This is a genomic window from Aeromicrobium sp. MLTX1, assembly GCF_046452335.1.
GTDB lineage: Bacteria > Actinomycetota > Actinomycetes > Propionibacteriales > Nocardioidaceae > Aeromicrobium.
Window position 1 is genome coordinate 786,878 of record NZ_JBKFDN010000001.1, and the last position, 15,055, is coordinate 801,932.

The window sequence follows — 15,055 nt, forward strand, 5'->3', positions numbered from 1 at the left end:
GATCGGCAGTAGGCTCCTGCGCGTGAGCCCCCGGATCCTGGTCGTGTGCACGGCGAACGTGTGCCGCTCGCCGGTGATCGAGGCGATGCTGGGCCAGCGGCTCGGGCCCGGCTTCACGGTGACGAGCGCCGGAGTGCGCGCGCCCGTGGGCCGTCCGATCGACCCCGACTCGGCCGAGCAGCTGCGCCGCCGCGGCCTCGACGTGCCGCAGCACGCCGCACGCCAGCTCACGCGCGAGCTCGTCGCGGAGTCCGACCTCGTGCTCACCGCCACGCGGGCGCACCGCGCCGACGTGCTCGACCTCGAGCCGCGGGCGCTGCGCCGCACCTTCACGACGCTCGAGCTGGCCGGACTCGTCGAGGGCGCGGACGTCGGCAGCGTCGACTCCCTCGTGGCGGACGCCGCCGCGCGCCGGTCGCACGGTCCCGCCGACGTGGACCTCGTCGACCCGATCGGCCGCTCCGAACAGGTGCACAGCGAGGTCGCCACGCGGGTCGAGGCCGCCGTGGCATCGATCGCGGCCGCGCTCAGGCGCGCCTCCTCCTAGGACCGGCGACATGCGCTCGGCACCCTGACGTCGTTGCTCGAGGTGTCGATCCCCGGCGTCTCGAAGTAGCGGGCGTCGCCGTCGGCGCCCGGCGCGGTCTGCACGCGCCACGTCACCGAGATCTCGTCGCCCGGCGGGATCGTGAGGGTGCCGTACTGCACGGGCCGCCCCTCGTACGTGACGTCGCTCGAGGCCAGCGGTCGCTCCTGGCCGTCGATCGTGAAGCCCACGACCCGGCCGCCGCGCGGGGCGAGGAGCCGGTACGTCAGCAGCTGGTTGCCCTTCGCGGTGCGGGTGCCGCGGCCGGTGACGTACCAGGGCGACTCCTCGGGGTCGCCGCTGAACTGGTTGCGGAACGAGGTGGTGACCAGCACGACCTGGCTGCGGTCGGCCCGGCAGGTCGTGGCCTTGGCGCGGGTGTCGTAGCGCAGGAACCACTGCATCTTGGACTGGGCGGCGTCGGTGACGTAGAGGCCGATGTGCGGCGTCTCGTCGTCCTGCGCGACGCGGCCGGCCACGGCCGTGTCGGCGATGACCTGCTGGCTGTCGTCCTCGCGGAACCACACCTGCAGGCGGCGCTCGGACGCGGCCTCGGACAGTGCCGACACGATCCGGGTCCAGTCGCCGCGGCCGTTCATGACGGCCTCGAAGGTGCGTCCCGTGGCGGACTCGAAGTAGGCGTCCTGCGCGGACGGGTCCTCGAAGTCGACGTAGACGCCGTGGAGCAGGCGCTGGACGGCGTTGTCGGCCGTGAGGGTGGGCCCGCCCTCCACCTTGACCGAGCCGACGCCGCGCAGCACGTAGGACATCGCCACGGCGTCCAGGCTGACGACGCCGTCGACGTCCTCGCCGAAGGCCCGCTCGGCGCGGTCGGCCCAGATCCGGGCCACGCGCGGGAAGTCGGGCGAGATGTTCGTCGAGCGCACGTCGTGCCCCATGATCGTGCCGAACGCCGCGCGCTCCTCGCGGGTCAGCCTCGCGTCGGCCTGCCGGGTGCCGTCGGCCGCGAGGTTGAGCTCGCCCGAGGCCGCCTGCGCGGACAGCGTGATCCGTCCGTCCTGCGTGGTGAGCAGGACGAAGACGCCCGCGAGGCCGCCGGTGGAGCGGATCTCGGCGTTGGTCTGGAACACCAGCAGCAGGTGCTGCTCCCCCGTCGCGCCGAGCGCGGCAGGCGCCAGGCGCATGACCCGACCCGCGGCGTCGGCGGCGCGGTCGGCGTCCTCGACCTGGCGCTGCAGGTCGAGCACCGGCCGGACGAGCGGCCCGAGCAGGCGCTCGGCGTCGATCGCGCGGATGTCGTCGGCGTTCTCCGACAGCACCTGACTCGCCTCCGTGACGGCGGGGGCCAGGGTGGCGAGCGCCTTCACGTCGACCTGCCCGTCGCGCGGCTTGAAGCTCTGCACGGACAGCGTCGACCCGGCCTCCACGAGCGGCGGCAGTCCACGGGTGGCGATGTCGTCGATCGACGCCGACGTGACCTGCACGGCCTCGACGTTGCGGCCCAGCCACGGCACCTTCGCCGCGGCGTCCCACAGGCCACCGCTGCTCGTGCGGTGCGCGTGCGACGCGCTGGCCTGCAGCCGCTCGAGGCTCGCGGCGGCCGCCTCGGTCTCGCCGGCCGCCATCTGGTCCTTGAGGGCGACGGCTTGGTCCTGGGCGCGCAGCAGGCTGGACGCCACGTCCTTGGCCTCGAGGGCCAGCGGCACCAGCGCGAGTCCGGCGACCGCCAGCCCGAAGCCGAGCGACAGCCAGACGACGGCCGTCCTCCTCACCGCGGTCAGGCGGACGTGCGGCGTCGGACCGCGACGACGGCGACGCCGCCGCCGATCACGACCAGGGCGCCACCGAGGGCGAGCAGCTGCCAGTTCGAGCCGCCCGTGTCGGCCAGGGCGCCGTTGTCGGCGCTGGCCGGGGTCTCGTCGGCGGCGTCGTCGTCGGCGCCGGCATCACCGGCGTCGCCGGCCACGACGACCGTGAAGGTCTGCGTCGTGGTCTGGTCGCGCGTGGCGGCCCAGGTGGCGTCCTCGCTGAATGAGATCGGGCGGAACGGGCCCTCCGTGGAGTAGCGGCACACGACGCGGCCCGTGTACGTACCGGGATCGGTGGGCGCCGAGAAGGTGGCGGAGTAGTCGAAGTCCACCGAGCCGGGCGCGGTCGTGCCGTTGAAGCGGGCCGACCAGGCGCACTCGACGTTCGAGGAGAACGAGACGGTGAACTCCTCGCCCGGGCGGACCTCCACGCTGGAGTCACCGCCATCCGGGACGATCACCGGGTCGCCGTAGCCCTCCGAGGAGGCGGGCCCGGCGAGGGCCAGCAGGGCGAGCGCCCCGAGGCCGAGCAGGTACGAGAGTGGGCGAATCAGTCGGGCAGCCATGTCGTGTTTCCCCTCGAAGCGGCCAGCAGAATGGTGACGCAAGCCAAATGTAAGTGTTTACTTACAGGTCTGTCGAATGGTTTTCTTGGCGTGTACACCCGGGGAGTCGTCCTCGGATCGGGACGAGGGGGTGCTTCGCGGCGTGACGACTGATGGTTCTGGTGTGACAGGAGTGACTGTCCGGGGGCGCTCCGGACTCGCTCCCGTCGCCCGTGCGGAGGACGCGCTCCAGCGACTCCTGCGGCCCGAGGGGCTCTCGGCGACGCGCCGCCAGTACGTCCGCCGCGTGGCCGTCAGCGACCTGCTCGTCCTGCTCGTGGTGATCTTCTCCTCCGAGTACGCCTGGCTCGGTCGCGAGGCCGACCAGATCGACGCGCAGTTCGGCCTGGGCTACACGAAGTTCGGCGTCCTGCTCGCGCTCGGCTGGTGGCTCGCGCTGCGCCTCGCCGGCACCCGGGAGCGGAACGTCATGGGCTCCGCCGCGGAGTACCAGCGCATCGTGCACGCCACCGTGACCGTCTTCGGCGTCATCGCGATCGTCGCCGTGCTGCTCGAGTTCAACCTCTCGCGCGGCTACCTCGCGCTCGCGTTCCCCTGCGGCCTGCTGGGGCTGCTGCTCACCCGTCGCGCGTGGCGGCGCTGGCGGCGCCGCCAGGTGCTGCGCGGCCGGTTCGTCGAGAACGTCCTCGTCGTCGGACTGCCCGACAACGCGCGCGAGATCGCCGGCTGGTTCTCCAGACATCCGGCCGAGGGCCTGCGGGTGACCGGGGTGTGGCGGCCGGTCGACGCCACCGAGAGCCAGTGGCTGCGCGTGGGCCAGCAGTTCATCCCGGTCATGGGCCGGGCGCGGTCGCTCCAGTCCGCCGTGCACCTGGCCGGCGCCGACGCGGTGATCGTGTCGGCCACGGACGAGCTCGGGCACCACGGCCTGCGCGACCTCACGTGGGAGCTCGAGGCCGCGGGGATCGAGATGCTGCTGTCCCCCAACCTGCTGGCCGTGGCCGGCTCGCGCATCAGCATGCGCGAGGTGGCCGGGATGCCGCTCGTGGCCGTGAAGGAGCCGCAGTACGCCGAGGCCGGCAACTGGCCGAAGCTCGTCTTCGACTGGTGCGGCGCGGCGGCGCTGCTGATCGCGTCCTCCCCGCTCTTCCTCGCGACCGCGCTGGCGGTCAGGCTGTCGAGCCCGGGACCCGTCTTCTACCGGCAGGAGCGGGTGGGCCGCGACGGCGCGCCCTTCCAGATGATCAAGTTCCGCTCGATGCGGGTGGGTGCCGACGCCGAGCTGACCCGGCTGCTCGAGGAGCAGGGCACCGCCGACCAGCCGCTGTTCAAGGTCGACGACGACCCGCGCGTCACCCGGGTCGGACGCTTCATCCGCCGCTGGTCGATCGACGAGCTGCCGCAGCTGCTCAACGTGATCCGCGGCGACATGAGCCTGGTCGGACCGCGGCCCCAGCGCGAGGGCGAGGTGGCGCTCTACGACCGCGCCGCCCTGCGCCGTCTGCGCGTGCGGCCCGGCATGACCGGGCTGTGGCAGGTCTCGGGTCGCTCGAACCTCTCGTGGGACGAGGCGATCGCGCTCGACATGCACTACGTCGAGAACTGGACCCTCATGGGCGACCTGCAGATCCTCACCCGCACCGTCCGTGCCGTGCTGGCGAGGGACGGCGCGGTCTGACCCTCCCCCCAACGACGAAGCCCCGGTCCGAGCGGACCGGGGCTTCGTGCGTGCAGGAGGTCGATCAGGCGATCTTCTCGCCCTTCTCGGCCTTCTCGAGCAGCAGGGCCGGCGGGCTGAAGCGCTCGCCGTACTTCTCGGCGAGCTCCTGGGCGCGCTCGGTGAAGGCCTTGATGCCGATCTCACCGTTCGCGGCCACGTAGCCGTTGACGTACTGCAGCGCGCCACCGTGGACCGGCGGGAAGCCGATGCCGAAGATGGAGCCGATGTTGGCGTCGGCCACCTGGCGGATGACGCCCTCCTCGAAGCAGCGGACCGTCTCGATCGCCATGATGAACGTCAGGCGCTCCTCGATGTCCTCGAGCGGCACGTCGACGTCGTCCTTGACGAACAGGTTCCACAGCTCGGGCCACAGGTACTTCTTGCCGCCCTCCGGGTACTCGTAGAAGCCGGCGCCGCCGGCCTTGCCCGGGCGACCGAGCTCGACGAGCCGGTTGACGACCTCGGACGCGGGCGTGACGGGCAGCTCCTTGCCCTCGGCCGCGGCGGCCTTGCGGGCCTCGCCCTCGATCTTCTGCTGCAGCGTCAGCGAGACCTCGTCGGACATCGCCAGCGGCTGGCCCGGGAAGCCGGCCAGCTGCGCGGCGCGCTCGATGACGACCGGGTCGACGCCCTCGGCCAGCATCTCGACGCCCTCCATCACGAGCGTGCCGAACACGCGCGAGGTGAAGAAGCCGCGGCTGTCGTTGACGACGATCGGGATCTTGCGGATCTGCTTCGTGAAGTCGATCGCCCGCGCGAGCGCCTCGTCGGAGGTCTTCTCGCCCACGATGATCTCGACGAGCTGCATCTTGTCCACGGGGCTGAAGAAGTGGATGCCGATGAAGTCCTCGGGCCGCTGCACGCCCTCGGCGAGGGTCGTGATGGGCAGCGTGGAGGTGTTCGAGCCCAGCAGCGCGTCGCCGTTGACGATCGGCTCGAGCTCGCCGAACACGCTGTGCTTGAGCTCGACCGACTCGAAGACGGCCTCGACGACGAAGTCGCAGCCGGCGAGGTCGGCGTAGTCGGCGGTCGGGTGGATCCGGCCGAGGATCTCGGCCTTCTTCTCCTCGGTGAGGCGACCGCGCTGGACCTGCTTGGCCAGCAGGCCCTCGGAGTAGCCCTTGCCCTTCTCGGCGGCCTCGACGCTGACGTCCTTCAGGACGACCTCGATGCCCGCGCGCGCCGCCTCGTAGGCGATGCCCGCGCCCATCATGCCGGCGCCCAGGATGGCCAGCTTCTCGGCCTGGCGCTCGGCGATGCCGTCGGGGCGCGAGCCACCGGCGTTGATGGCGCCGAGGTCGAAGAAGAACGCCTGCGTCATGTTCTTGAACTGCTGGCCGATGAGCAGGTTGACCAGGTAGCGCGACTCGATCCGGCTGGCGGTGTCGAAGTCGACCTGGGCACCCTCGACGACGGCGCTCATGATGTGGCGCGGCGCGATGTACGGCGCGCCCTTGAGCTGCTTCTTCAGGTTCGCCGGGAAGCTGGGCAGGAAGGCCGCCAGCTTCGGGTTGCTGGGCGTGCCGCCGGGGATCTTGTGGCCCGGGCGGTCCCACGGCTGCTTGGCCGCGTCCTCGTCGCCGGCGTTGGCCTCGACCCACGCGCGGGCCTTCGAGATCAGCTCGTCGGCCGGGACGATCTCGTCGATCAGGCCGATCTTGAGCGCCTTCTCGGGCTTGTTGCGCTGGCCCTGGAGCAGGACGTTCATGAGCGCGTCCTGGATGCCGAACATGCGGGTGGTGCGGGTGACGCCGCCGCCGCCGGGCAGCAGGCCGAGGGTGACCTCGGGCAGGCCGATCTCGTAGCGGCCCTCGGCCGCGATGCGGTGGTGGCAGGCCAGGGCGATCTCGAGGCCGCCGCCGAGGGCGGCGCCGTTGATCGCCGCGACGACGGGCTTGCCCAGCGTCTCGAGCTTGCGCAGCGTGGCCTTGATCGACTCGACGTTGTCGAACAGCGCCTGGGCGTCGGCCGGGGTGGCCTGGGTCATCAGCTTGAGGTCGCCGCCGGCGAAGAAGGTCTTCTTCGCGCTGGTGACGACGACGCCCTTGATGGCGTCGGCGTCCTGGGCGATCTCGTCGGCGAGACGGTTCACCGCGGCCTCCATGGAGGCGCGGTAGGTCTCGTTCATCGTGTTGGCGCTCTGGCTCGGGTCGTCGATCGTCAGGGTGACGATGCCGTTCTCGACCTCGTAGCGCACCGCGTCGGTTGCAGTCATACGTATTCCTTCTCGGGTCTCGGGTCGGGAGGTCAGATGCGCTCGACGATCGTGGCGATGCCCATGCCGCCGCCGATGCAGAGCGTGGCCAGGCCGTAGCGCTTCTCGCGACGCTCGAGCTCGTCGACGAGCGTGCCCAGGATCATCGCGCCGGTGGCACCCAGCGGGTGGCCCATCGCGATCGAGCCGCCGTTGACGTTGGTGCGGTCGTGCGGGAAGTCGTCGAGGTCGCGCATGAGCTTGAGCGCGACGGCGGCGAACGCCTCGTTGATCTCGAGCAGGTCGATGTCCTCGATCGACAGGCCGGCCTTGTCCAGCGCCTTGCGGCAGGCGGGGCCGGGGCCCGTCAGCATGATCGTGGGCTCGGAGCCGATGACGGCCGTCGAGACGATGCGGGCGCGCGGCGTGAGGCCGTGGCGGGCGCCGGCGTTCTCGTTGCCGATCAGGACCAGCGAGGCGCCGTCGACGATGCCCGAGCTGTTGCCGGCGTGGTGGACGTGGTTGATCCGGTCGACGTCGACGTAGCGCTGGAGCGCGACGGCGTCGAAGCCGCCCAGGTCGCCGATGTCGGCGAACGAGGGCTTGAGGCCCGAGAGCGACTCGACGGTGGTGCCCTCGCGGACGAACTCGTCGTGGTCGAGCACGGTCAGGCCGTTGAGGTCGCGGACCGGCACGATGGACTTGTCGAAGTAGCCGTTCGCGATCGCCTTCGCGGCACGCGCCTGCGACTCGGCGGCGAACGTGTCGACGTCCTCGCGGCTGTAGCCCTCGATCGTGGCGATCAGGTCGGCGCCGATGCCCTGGGGCGCGAAGCCGGTGTCGAGCGAGGTCTTGGGGTCCATCGCCCAGGCGCCGCCGTCGGAGCCCATGGGCACGCGGCTCATCGACTCGACGCCGCCGGCGATGATGAGGTCCTCCCAGCCGGACTTGACGCGCGAGGCGGCCTGGTTGACCGACTCCAGGCCCGAGGCGCAGAAGCGGTTGAGCTGCACGCCGGCGACCTGCTGGCCGAAGCCCGCGGCCAGCACGGCGGTGCGGGCGATGTCGGCACCCTGGTCGCCGACGGGCGACACGACGCCGAGGACGACGTCGTCGACCTGGTTCGGGTCGAGGTCGGGGTTGCGCACCTTGATCTCGTCGAGCAGGCCGGTGACCAGCGAGATCGGCTTGACCTCGTGGAGCGACCCGTTCTTCTTGCCGCGCCCGCGCGGGGTACGGATGGCGTCGTAGATGAATGCCTCGGTCATGGATGTCCTCACAGCCGGTGGAAGCGTTGGCGATGATTCTGACACCATTACTGTCAGAGTCGCCACATACCCCCAGTATTCCATCCGGGCGAAGATCGATCCATGCCCGAGTTTCCGGTCAGGATCCGGACACGACGAGCCCGGCCAGGAGCACCCCGAGGACCCCCAGGGTGACCACCGCGAGCGCCCAGGAGCCGGCCCGGGCCAGCCGTGAGCCGCTCGCCGCCGCGCGCATCGCCGCAAAGCCGAGCACCGCACCCACCACGTCGGCGATCACGTCGAGCGCCGAGGCGGTGCGGTCGATGGGGCCCTGCCACTGCACGATCTCGATGACGAGGGCGACCGCGCCGCCGAGGACGGCGGCCACGAGGACCGAGGCGCGCGGCAGCGCCCACGCCACGAGGACGCCCACCGGCACGAAGAACACGACGTTGGCGAGCACCTCGGCCGCGTCGACGACCCGGTCGGTCGAGATCGAGAGCGCGTCGGCGATCGCGGAGGTCAGTCGCCAGTCCTGGACGGCGAGCCCGGAGTCGACGTGTCGCGGCCACAGCCCGATGGCCGCCAGCAGCAGGACGTAGAGCGCCGCGAGCACGATCACGGCGCGCGTCGGCCTGCGGCGCTGCTGCACCTGCCCGAGCGTAGGGCAGCGCGAGCGGGTGCGGGACTAGTCTCGACCACGTGAACGACGCCCCCGAGTCGATCGGCATCGAGCAGCTGGCCGAGCGCGTCGGCATGTCCGTGCGCACCGTGCGCTTCTACGCCGGCCGTGGCCTCATCCCGCCGCCGCGCCGCGAGGGCCGCAACGGCTACTACGGCGCCGACCACATCGTCCGCCTCGAGCTCGTCCGCGAGCTCCAGGCCCACGGCTTCACCCTCCAGGCCATCGAGGGCTACCTCGACAAGATCCCGGGCGACGCGACGCCCGGCCAGGTGGCGCTGCACCGCACGCTGCTCGCGCCGTGGATGCCCGAGCTGCCCGAGACCCTCCAGCGGGCCGAGCTGGAGCGCCGGGCCGGTCGCGAGCTGTCCGACAACGCCCTCGAGCTGCTCATCGCCCTCGGCGTCATCGAGCCGACCCCGGACGAGGACGTCTTCAAGCTGGCGCCCGCGCACCTGGCCGTGGGCATCGGGTTCCTCGAGGCCCAGCTGCCGATCGAGGCGGCGCACGCGGCGCGCAAGCTGATCCTCGCCCACGGCACCGCCCTGGCCGACGAGCTGACGGCGCTGTTCCGCACCCAGGTGTGGCCGCACCTCACCTCGTCGGGCCAGCCGCCCGAGATCATCACGTCGATGATCGAGCGCTTCAAGCCGCTCACGATCCAGGCGCTGGTCACGGCGTACGAGCAGGCCGTCGACGAGCAGAAGCGCGAGACGGTGCGTCGCCGGAGCTGAGTCCCACGGGACTTATGGGGCGGGAGTGACTCGCACTATGCTGGCCGCCAGCCCACAGCTCAGGTCGGGGGGGACCGTGTCAGCGTCGTTCACCAAGGGACAGGCCGTCCGCCGGGCCGTCCGCCGGCGCTGGGACCTCTACACCGATCCGGCCCGCCGCGAGCGCGTCGCCGCGGTCCGTGCGCTGGGCACCTCCCGCAGCACCGACCCCCGGGCACGGGTGCCCCACGCCGGCCCGGCCGCGCTGCGCGAGCTGGCGCAGCGGTACCGACTGGCCGCGGACACCCCTCTCGTCGACGGTCACGTGCCGCTCGTGTGGTGGAGCCACACCCCCAACTTCGGTGACCTGCTCTCGCCCTGGCTCGTGGGGCTGCTGACCTCGCACCCCGTGACCTACGCCCCGGCGGGACGGCCCTCGTACCTCGCGGTCGGCTCGATCGTCGGCGAGGCCCGCAAGGACTCGATCGTGTGGGGCTCGGGCGCGTTCGGCTCCGAGGGCAAGTGGGGCATCACGCCGGCCGCGGAGTACCGCGCCGTGCGCGGCCCGCTCACCCGCAGCCGGCTGCGCAACATCGGCCTGCCGGTGCCGCGCGTCTACGGCGACCCGGCGCTGCTCAGTCCCCTCGTCTACTGGCCCGAGGTCGAGCCGGAGGCCGAGGTGGGCATCGTCGTGCGCTGGTCCGAGAGCCGCTGGGCGCGGGCCCGGGCGGACGAGGGCGTGCGGATCATCGACCTCGGCAGCAGCGACGTGACCGGCACCCTGCGCGACCTCGTCTCGTGCCGGCGGATCGTGTCGTCCTCGCTGCACGGGCTGATCCTCGCCGACGCGTACGGCATCCCGAACGCGTGGCTGGACTCCGACGGGGGCGCCGGCGGCAGCCGCCCGGCGGGTGGGGAGTTCAAGTTCTACGACTACATGGCGTCGGTGGACAAGCTCCGGCACGCGCAGTCCCTCACGCTGGGCGACGAGCCGATCGAGGTCGGCTGGCTGCTCGACCGGCTGGACTTCGCGGACGAGCCGATCGCCTTCGACCACGCCGCCCTGCTGGACGCCTGCCCCTTCCTCGAGCGCGTCCCCGCATGACCGTCACCGATCCGGGCATCGCGCAGATCCAGGCGCTGCTGCGGCGCGCGCTGGCCGAGGTCGACCGCGTACTGGCGCCGTCGGGCTGCCGGTACTTCCTCGCCTACGGCACGGCCCTCGGCGCCCGGCGGCACGGTGACCTCGTCCCGTGGGACGTCGACGCCGACCTCTACGTCCCGTCGGCCGACCAGCCGCGCGCGATCGAGGCGCTGCGTGCGGGTCTCGCGGGCACGGACTTCGCGGTGGAGGCCCCCGGCGACCCCGGCTACGAGTACCTCTTCCCCCGCGTCGTGCTGCGCGGTGTGCACCACACGCTCATCCGCGTCGACCTGTTCCCGCTCGACGTCGCGCCCGACTCCCCCGTCGTCCGCCGGCTGCTGACGCCGCTGCTGAAGCTCACGGCCCAGCTGCACATGCTCCGGGTCATGGACCTCGCCGAGCGGCGGCACTACGACCGGCGCAAGGTGGCGGTCGCGCGGCTGGCGCGCGCGGTGCTCTCGGTCGTGCCGTCCCGGGCGATCGCCGCCGCCCACCGCGGTCTCGTCGCGCTCGCGGGCCGGCTCGGCGGCGGAGCGCTGCTGGTGAACTCGTGCGGGTCGTACGGCGCGCGCGAGTACGTGCCGGCCCGCTGGTTCACGGGCGGGGGCGAGCTAGACCTCGGCGGCCTCGCCCTCCCGGCGCCCGCTCCGGTCGACGCGTACCTGCGCCACGTCTACGGCGACTTCCTCACCCCGCCCCCGGCCGACCGGATCGCGCGCGAGGTCGCGTTCGCCCGCGAGCACTACGTGGAGCCCCTGCGCTCCGCCGGTGTCCTGGACGGCCGATGACCTCCCTCCTCACGCGCACCCGCCCCCCGCGATCCGGCCCGCCGCCCGGCCTCGTCGCCACGGCCGTGGCGGGCGCGATCGGCTGCGGGCTGCTGGCGGCGGCCGCCCCTCGGCTGGGTCTGGTGCTCGCCCTCGCGCTCGTCGCCCTGTTCGCGGTGCGACTGCTGCGGCTCAGCACCGTGGAGCTCGTCGTCGTCACGATGCCGTTCATGTTCTTCCCGCCGATCGGCTTCCTGCTGAACGTGTCGGTGGCGGACTTCCTGATGCCGGTGCTCGTCGTGGTGACGTGGCCCCGCGTGCGTGACGCACTCGACCCCGTCCGCCGCGGTGTGCTGCGCCGGTTCACCGGGCTCTCCGCCGTCCTGCTGTTCGTCATGGTCCTGTCGGGCCTGGTCGCCGCGCTGACGCTGCCCGTGTTCGACGCCCGCGACGCCGTCCTCGACACGATGAAGCTCGTCGTCGTCCTCGTGTACTTCGTGACGCTGACGGCGGCGTTCCTCATGCTGTCCGAGCGACGACTGCTGCGGGTCGCCCGGCTCTGGGTGTGGTGCGCGGTGGCCCAGGCGGCGGCCTCGCTCGTGGGGATCGCGCCCTCCGACGGCACCCGCGCCCTCGGCTGGTTCCAGGACCCGAACCTGTACGCCGGGTACCTGCTGACCTCGGTCGCGGTGGCGTTCTACCTCGTGGCGCGCGACCGGCTCGCCGGCTGGCCGGTGCTCCTGCTCGTGCTGCTGGCCGGCGTGCTGGCGACGGGCTCGCGCGGAGGCCTGGTCGCGATGGCCGCGCTGCTCGGGCTGGCCGTGGTCGCCCTGCTGTCCAGCCGGATCGGCACGCTGCTCATGGCCGGCGGCGTGGCGGGCCTGGCCATGCTGCTGTTCGTGCCCGACATCGGATCCCGCTCGCTGCTGCCCGGCGTCGAGCGCCTGCTGACCTCGTCCCAGGCCGCCGAGACCGACCCGCGCTGGCGACTGTGGAACCGGGCCTGGGAGCTGTGGACCGACCACCCGCTGCTCGGCGTCGGCATCGGTCAGTACCCCGAGTACTCCGCCGGGCTCACGCCGTTCCGGAACTGGACCGAGGGTCAGGTCGCCCACAACACCTTCCTCAGCTTCGCGGCCGAGGGCGGCGTCCTCGGCCTGCTCGCCCTGTGCGCGGTGATCGGCGCGACCGTGCTCCAGGTGCGCAGGGCCGCCCACCTCACCCGGATGCAGCGGGCGGCGCTGCTGCTCGGCGTCGTCGTGATCGTCGCGATGATGCTGACGCTGAACCTGCAGAACCTGCGCTACGTCTGGGCGTTCCTCGCCTTCGCCGTCGCGGCCGCGGTGACGCGCGATCCCGCGCCGGACGAGCCCGCCGAGGCCGCGCGATGACCGCCGAGCGCCCCATCGTCCACCTCGCCCAGCCCACCACGGGCGGCGTCGCCGAGGTCGTCCTCCAGCTGGTCGAGATCGGCGTGGCCGACGGTCGTCGCGTCGTGGTCGGCTGCCCCGCCGACGGCTACCTCGCCGACCGGGCGCGGGCCCTCGGCGCCGAGTGGCTGCCGATCGAGCTGCGGCGCGCGCCCGGCCCGTCCGACGTGGCCGCCCTCCGCCGGACTCGCGCGGCGATGCGCGACGCCGACGCGGTGTTCGCGCACTCCAGCAAGACGGGAGCCCTCGCGCGGCTCGTGCGGCCGCGCGGGACCCGGCTCGTGTTCGTGCCGCACGGCTGGTCGTGGCTGGTCGGCGGCCGGCTCGCCGGGGCGTACCGGGCGATCGAGCGGCTGCTGGCCCGGCGCGCCGACGTCACCGTCGTGGTCGGCCGCGACGAGCTCGCGGAGGGTCGCGACGTGCTCGGCCGACGGCCGGACCTGGCGGTGATCGAGAACTCCGTCGACCTCGCGCGGTTCCGGCCGCCGGAGGTCCCGCGGCCGACCGACGGACGCACCGTCGTGTGCGTCGGGCGGCTGACCCGCCAGAAGGGCCAGGACCTGCTGGTCCGTGCCGCCGCCCTGGTGGACCTCGACGTGTCGCTGCGACTGGTCGGCCCGGGCGAGCCCGCGGAGCGCGAGGCCCTCGCGTCGCTCGCCCGCGAGCTCGGCATCGCCGACCGGGTGGAGCTCGTCGGCGCGGACGACCCCGTCCGCCACCTGCAGGAGGCCGACCTCGTGGTGGTCCCCTCACGCTGGGAGGGGCTGCCGCTCGTCCTGCTGGAGGCGATGGCGTGCGGCGCCCCGGTCGTGGCCAGCTCGGCCGCCGGGGTGGACGCCCTCGGCGACGCCGGCGTGGTCGTCCCGCTCGCCGAGGACGACGCGTTCGTCGCGGCGCTCGCGGAGGCGATGCGCGAGCTGCTCGGCTCGCCGGCGCGCCGGGTCGAGCTGGGCCGCCGGGCCCGGCTCCGTGCCGAGGAGCGCTACGGCCGCGAGCGGATGGCCCGGCAGTACCGGGCGCTCTGGTCCTGACTCAGAGCGCGCGACGCAGCAGGACCGCGCCGGCCACCGCGCGCGCGGCGACGCCGGCCAGGACGACGTAGCCGGCCGAGAGCAGCGTGGCGTCGCGGTACGTCAGCGCCGCGAGCACGAGGGCGGCCCCGAGACCGACGACCGCGACGCCCACGCGGGAGCGGTAGCGGTTGAGGACGAGCTGCGGCGCGGTGGTCGCGTAGTCGACGCTCAGCGCCACGACGGCCAGCGCGATCGGCAGGAACTCCCAGCGCGTGACGGTGAACTCGTCGCCGAACACGAGCGGCAGCACGGGCGGGAACGCGAGCAGCGCCAGCGCCGCGACCCCGAATCCGACGCCGACCTGCCGCAGGCCCACGCCGCGGCTGAGCGCGCGCAGCCTCGCGACCCCGCCGGACTCGAGGCCGGCCCGCAGCCCCCGCAGCTGGGTCTGCTGGATGGAGCTGAGGAAGAGGTTCGCGAACGTGACCACGTACTGCGTCACCGCGAAGACGCCGACGACGGCCGCGGAGGCCGACGCCGCCAGGTAGACGGTGGGCAGGTAGGTCATCGCCGAGGCGACGCCCTGCGACACCCCGAGGCTCGTGCCGGCGCCGAGGATCCGCCGCGCATCGGCTCGATTCGCTCGCCACGGGGCCGGGTCGATCGTCCGCAGGCACCACGCGGCCACGGGGACCAGCACGACGACGGAGGCCGCGAAGGAGCCCCAGATCGCGGCCTCGGCGGGCAGCTCGAACGCCAGCGGCACGGCCACCGCGACGACCGTCAGCAGCGTGTTCGTCCACATCCACCGCGCCACGGCGCCGATGCGCCCGGCGGCCTGGAGGCAGCCGTGGCAGATGTCGAGCAGCGAGTCGGCGGCCCGCAGGCCCAGCAGCGGCACCAGCACGGCGGCCGGCGGGAACCCGTCGATCCACACCGCCGCGAGGCCGATGCCCGCGACGGCCAGCGCGACCGCGGCGATCCGCAGCGCCAGGTAGGCACGGAACGGCGGGCCGCCGCGCAGGGTCTGCAGGACGTTGCGCAGGCCGAGCTCGGCCAGGATGAAGACGGGGAAGGTGACCGCCATCGCGTAGGCGAACTCGCCCGCGCCCTCGGCGCCGCTGAGCCGCGCGAAGCCCCACAGGATCAGCAGGGTGGTGGCGGACTTGCCGGCGTAGCCCGACAGCAGCAGCAGCGAGTTCTTCAATCCACCGGTCCTTCCGG

Annotated in this window: 13 protein-coding genes; 7 read left to right on the top strand and 6 right to left on the bottom strand. The window is 72.9% G+C overall.

What is annotated here, in order from left to right; translation table 11 throughout:
• Positions 1 to 22 precede the first annotated feature (22 nt).
• Positions 23 to 547 carry a hypothetical protein gene (locus ACK99Q_RS03640; RefSeq protein WP_410184880.1) on the top strand — a complete coding sequence of 175 codons (525 nt, stop codon included), beginning with the start codon at positions 23 to 25 and terminating at the stop codon, positions 545 to 547.
• Here the strand turns inward: ACK99Q_RS03640 and ACK99Q_RS03645 are convergent.
• Positions 544 to 2,319, bottom strand: coding sequence for a DUF4012 domain-containing protein (locus ACK99Q_RS03645; protein WP_410184881.1), 1,776 nt, complete (start codon positions 2,317 to 2,319; stop codon positions 544 to 546). The two genes, ACK99Q_RS03640 and ACK99Q_RS03645, sit on opposite strands and share 4 nt — an antisense overlap.
• 5 nt (positions 2,320 to 2,324) lie before the next feature.
• The gene (locus ACK99Q_RS03650; protein ID WP_410184882.1) at positions 2,325 to 2,921 is read right to left on the bottom strand and encodes an LPXTG cell wall anchor domain-containing protein; all 597 of its coding nucleotides are present in this window, start codon (positions 2,919 to 2,921) and stop codon (positions 2,325 to 2,327) included.
• Positions 2,922 to 3,084: 163 nt separating this feature from the next.
• Between ACK99Q_RS03650 and ACK99Q_RS03655 the strand changes: the two genes are divergently transcribed.
• Positions 3,085 to 4,599 (top strand): sugar transferase, encoded by a 1,515-nt coding sequence (locus ACK99Q_RS03655; protein ID WP_410184883.1) that lies wholly within the window; start codon positions 3,085 to 3,087, stop codon positions 4,597 to 4,599.
• 64 nt (positions 4,600 to 4,663) lie between these two features.
• On the opposite strand, the gene ACK99Q_RS03660 is transcribed toward ACK99Q_RS03655, so the two are convergent.
• From ACK99Q_RS03660 to ACK99Q_RS03670, 3 genes are all read right to left on the bottom strand, one after another.
• Positions 4,664 to 6,856 carry a 3-hydroxyacyl-CoA dehydrogenase NAD-binding domain-containing protein gene (locus ACK99Q_RS03660; RefSeq protein ID WP_410184884.1) on the bottom strand — a complete coding sequence of 731 codons (2,193 nt, stop codon included), beginning with the start codon at positions 6,854 to 6,856 and terminating at the stop codon, positions 4,664 to 4,666.
• A 32-nt stretch (positions 6,857 to 6,888) separates the two neighbouring features.
• Positions 6,889 to 8,103 carry an acetyl-CoA C-acetyltransferase gene (locus ACK99Q_RS03665; protein WP_410184885.1) on the bottom strand — a complete coding sequence of 405 codons (1,215 nt, stop codon included), beginning with the start codon at positions 8,101 to 8,103 and terminating at the stop codon, positions 6,889 to 6,891.
• A 118-nt stretch (positions 8,104 to 8,221) separates the two neighbouring features.
• A complete protein-coding gene (locus ACK99Q_RS03670) occupies positions 8,222 to 8,734 on the bottom strand; it encodes a VanZ family protein (protein WP_410184886.1) in 513 nt (170 codons plus the stop codon).
• Positions 8,735 to 8,784: 50 nt separating this feature from the next.
• Between ACK99Q_RS03670 and ACK99Q_RS03675 the strand changes: the two genes are divergently transcribed.
• The 5 genes from ACK99Q_RS03675 (at position 8,785) to ACK99Q_RS03695 (ending at position 13,849) form a co-directional block, all read left to right on the top strand.
• Entirely contained in the window at positions 8,785 to 9,498 is a 714-nt protein-coding gene (locus tag ACK99Q_RS03675; RefSeq protein WP_410184887.1) for a MerR family transcriptional regulator, read from the top strand.
• Positions 9,499 to 9,574: 76 nt separating this feature from the next.
• On the top strand, positions 9,575 to 10,582 hold the full coding sequence (locus tag ACK99Q_RS03680) for a polysaccharide pyruvyl transferase family protein (RefSeq protein WP_410184888.1): 1,008 nt from the start codon (positions 9,575 to 9,577) through the stop codon (positions 10,580 to 10,582).
• Entirely contained in the window at positions 10,579 to 11,409 is an 831-nt protein-coding gene (locus ACK99Q_RS03685; protein ID WP_410184889.1) for a LicD family protein, read from the top strand. The genes ACK99Q_RS03680 and ACK99Q_RS03685 overlap by 4 nt, the downstream gene beginning before the upstream one ends.
• On the top strand, positions 11,406 to 12,779 hold the full coding sequence (locus ACK99Q_RS03690; protein ID WP_410184890.1) for an O-antigen ligase family protein: 1,374 nt from the start codon (positions 11,406 to 11,408) through the stop codon (positions 12,777 to 12,779). Before ACK99Q_RS03685 ends, ACK99Q_RS03690 begins: the two co-directional genes overlap by 4 nt.
• Complete coding sequence (locus ACK99Q_RS03695; RefSeq protein WP_410184891.1) at positions 12,776 to 13,849, top strand: glycosyltransferase; 1,074 nt, start codon at positions 12,776 to 12,778, stop codon at positions 13,847 to 13,849. Before ACK99Q_RS03690 ends, ACK99Q_RS03695 begins: the two co-directional genes overlap by 4 nt.
• 1 nt (position 13,850) lies before the next feature.
• Here ACK99Q_RS03695 and ACK99Q_RS03700 read toward each other — a convergent pair whose 3' ends face one another.
• Positions 13,851 to 15,038, bottom strand: coding sequence for a lipopolysaccharide biosynthesis protein (locus ACK99Q_RS03700; RefSeq protein ID WP_410184892.1), 1,188 nt, complete (start codon positions 15,036 to 15,038; stop codon positions 13,851 to 13,853).
• Between the last annotated feature and the right edge of the window lie 17 nt (positions 15,039 to 15,055).

Excerpts from the sequence above, each read along its gene's own strand:
- ACK99Q_RS03650 (WP_410184882.1), bottom strand. The coding sequence starts at position 2,921 with ATGGCTGCCCGACTGATTCGCCCACTCTCGTACCTGCTCGGCCTCGGG.
- ACK99Q_RS03660 (WP_410184884.1), bottom strand. The coding sequence starts at position 6,856 with ATGACTGCAACCGACGCGGTGCGCTACGAGGTCGAGAACGGCATCGTC.
- ACK99Q_RS03665 (WP_410184885.1), bottom strand. The coding sequence starts at position 8,103 with ATGACCGAGGCATTCATCTACGACGCCATCCGTACCCCGCGCGGGCGC.
- ACK99Q_RS03685 (WP_410184889.1), top strand. The coding sequence starts at position 10,579 with ATGACCGTCACCGATCCGGGCATCGCGCAGATCCAGGCGCTGCTGCGG.
- ACK99Q_RS03690 (WP_410184890.1), top strand. The coding sequence starts at position 11,406 with ATGACCTCCCTCCTCACGCGCACCCGCCCCCCGCGATCCGGCCCGCCG.
- ACK99Q_RS03695 (WP_410184891.1), top strand. The coding sequence starts at position 12,776 with ATGACCGCCGAGCGCCCCATCGTCCACCTCGCCCAGCCCACCACGGGC.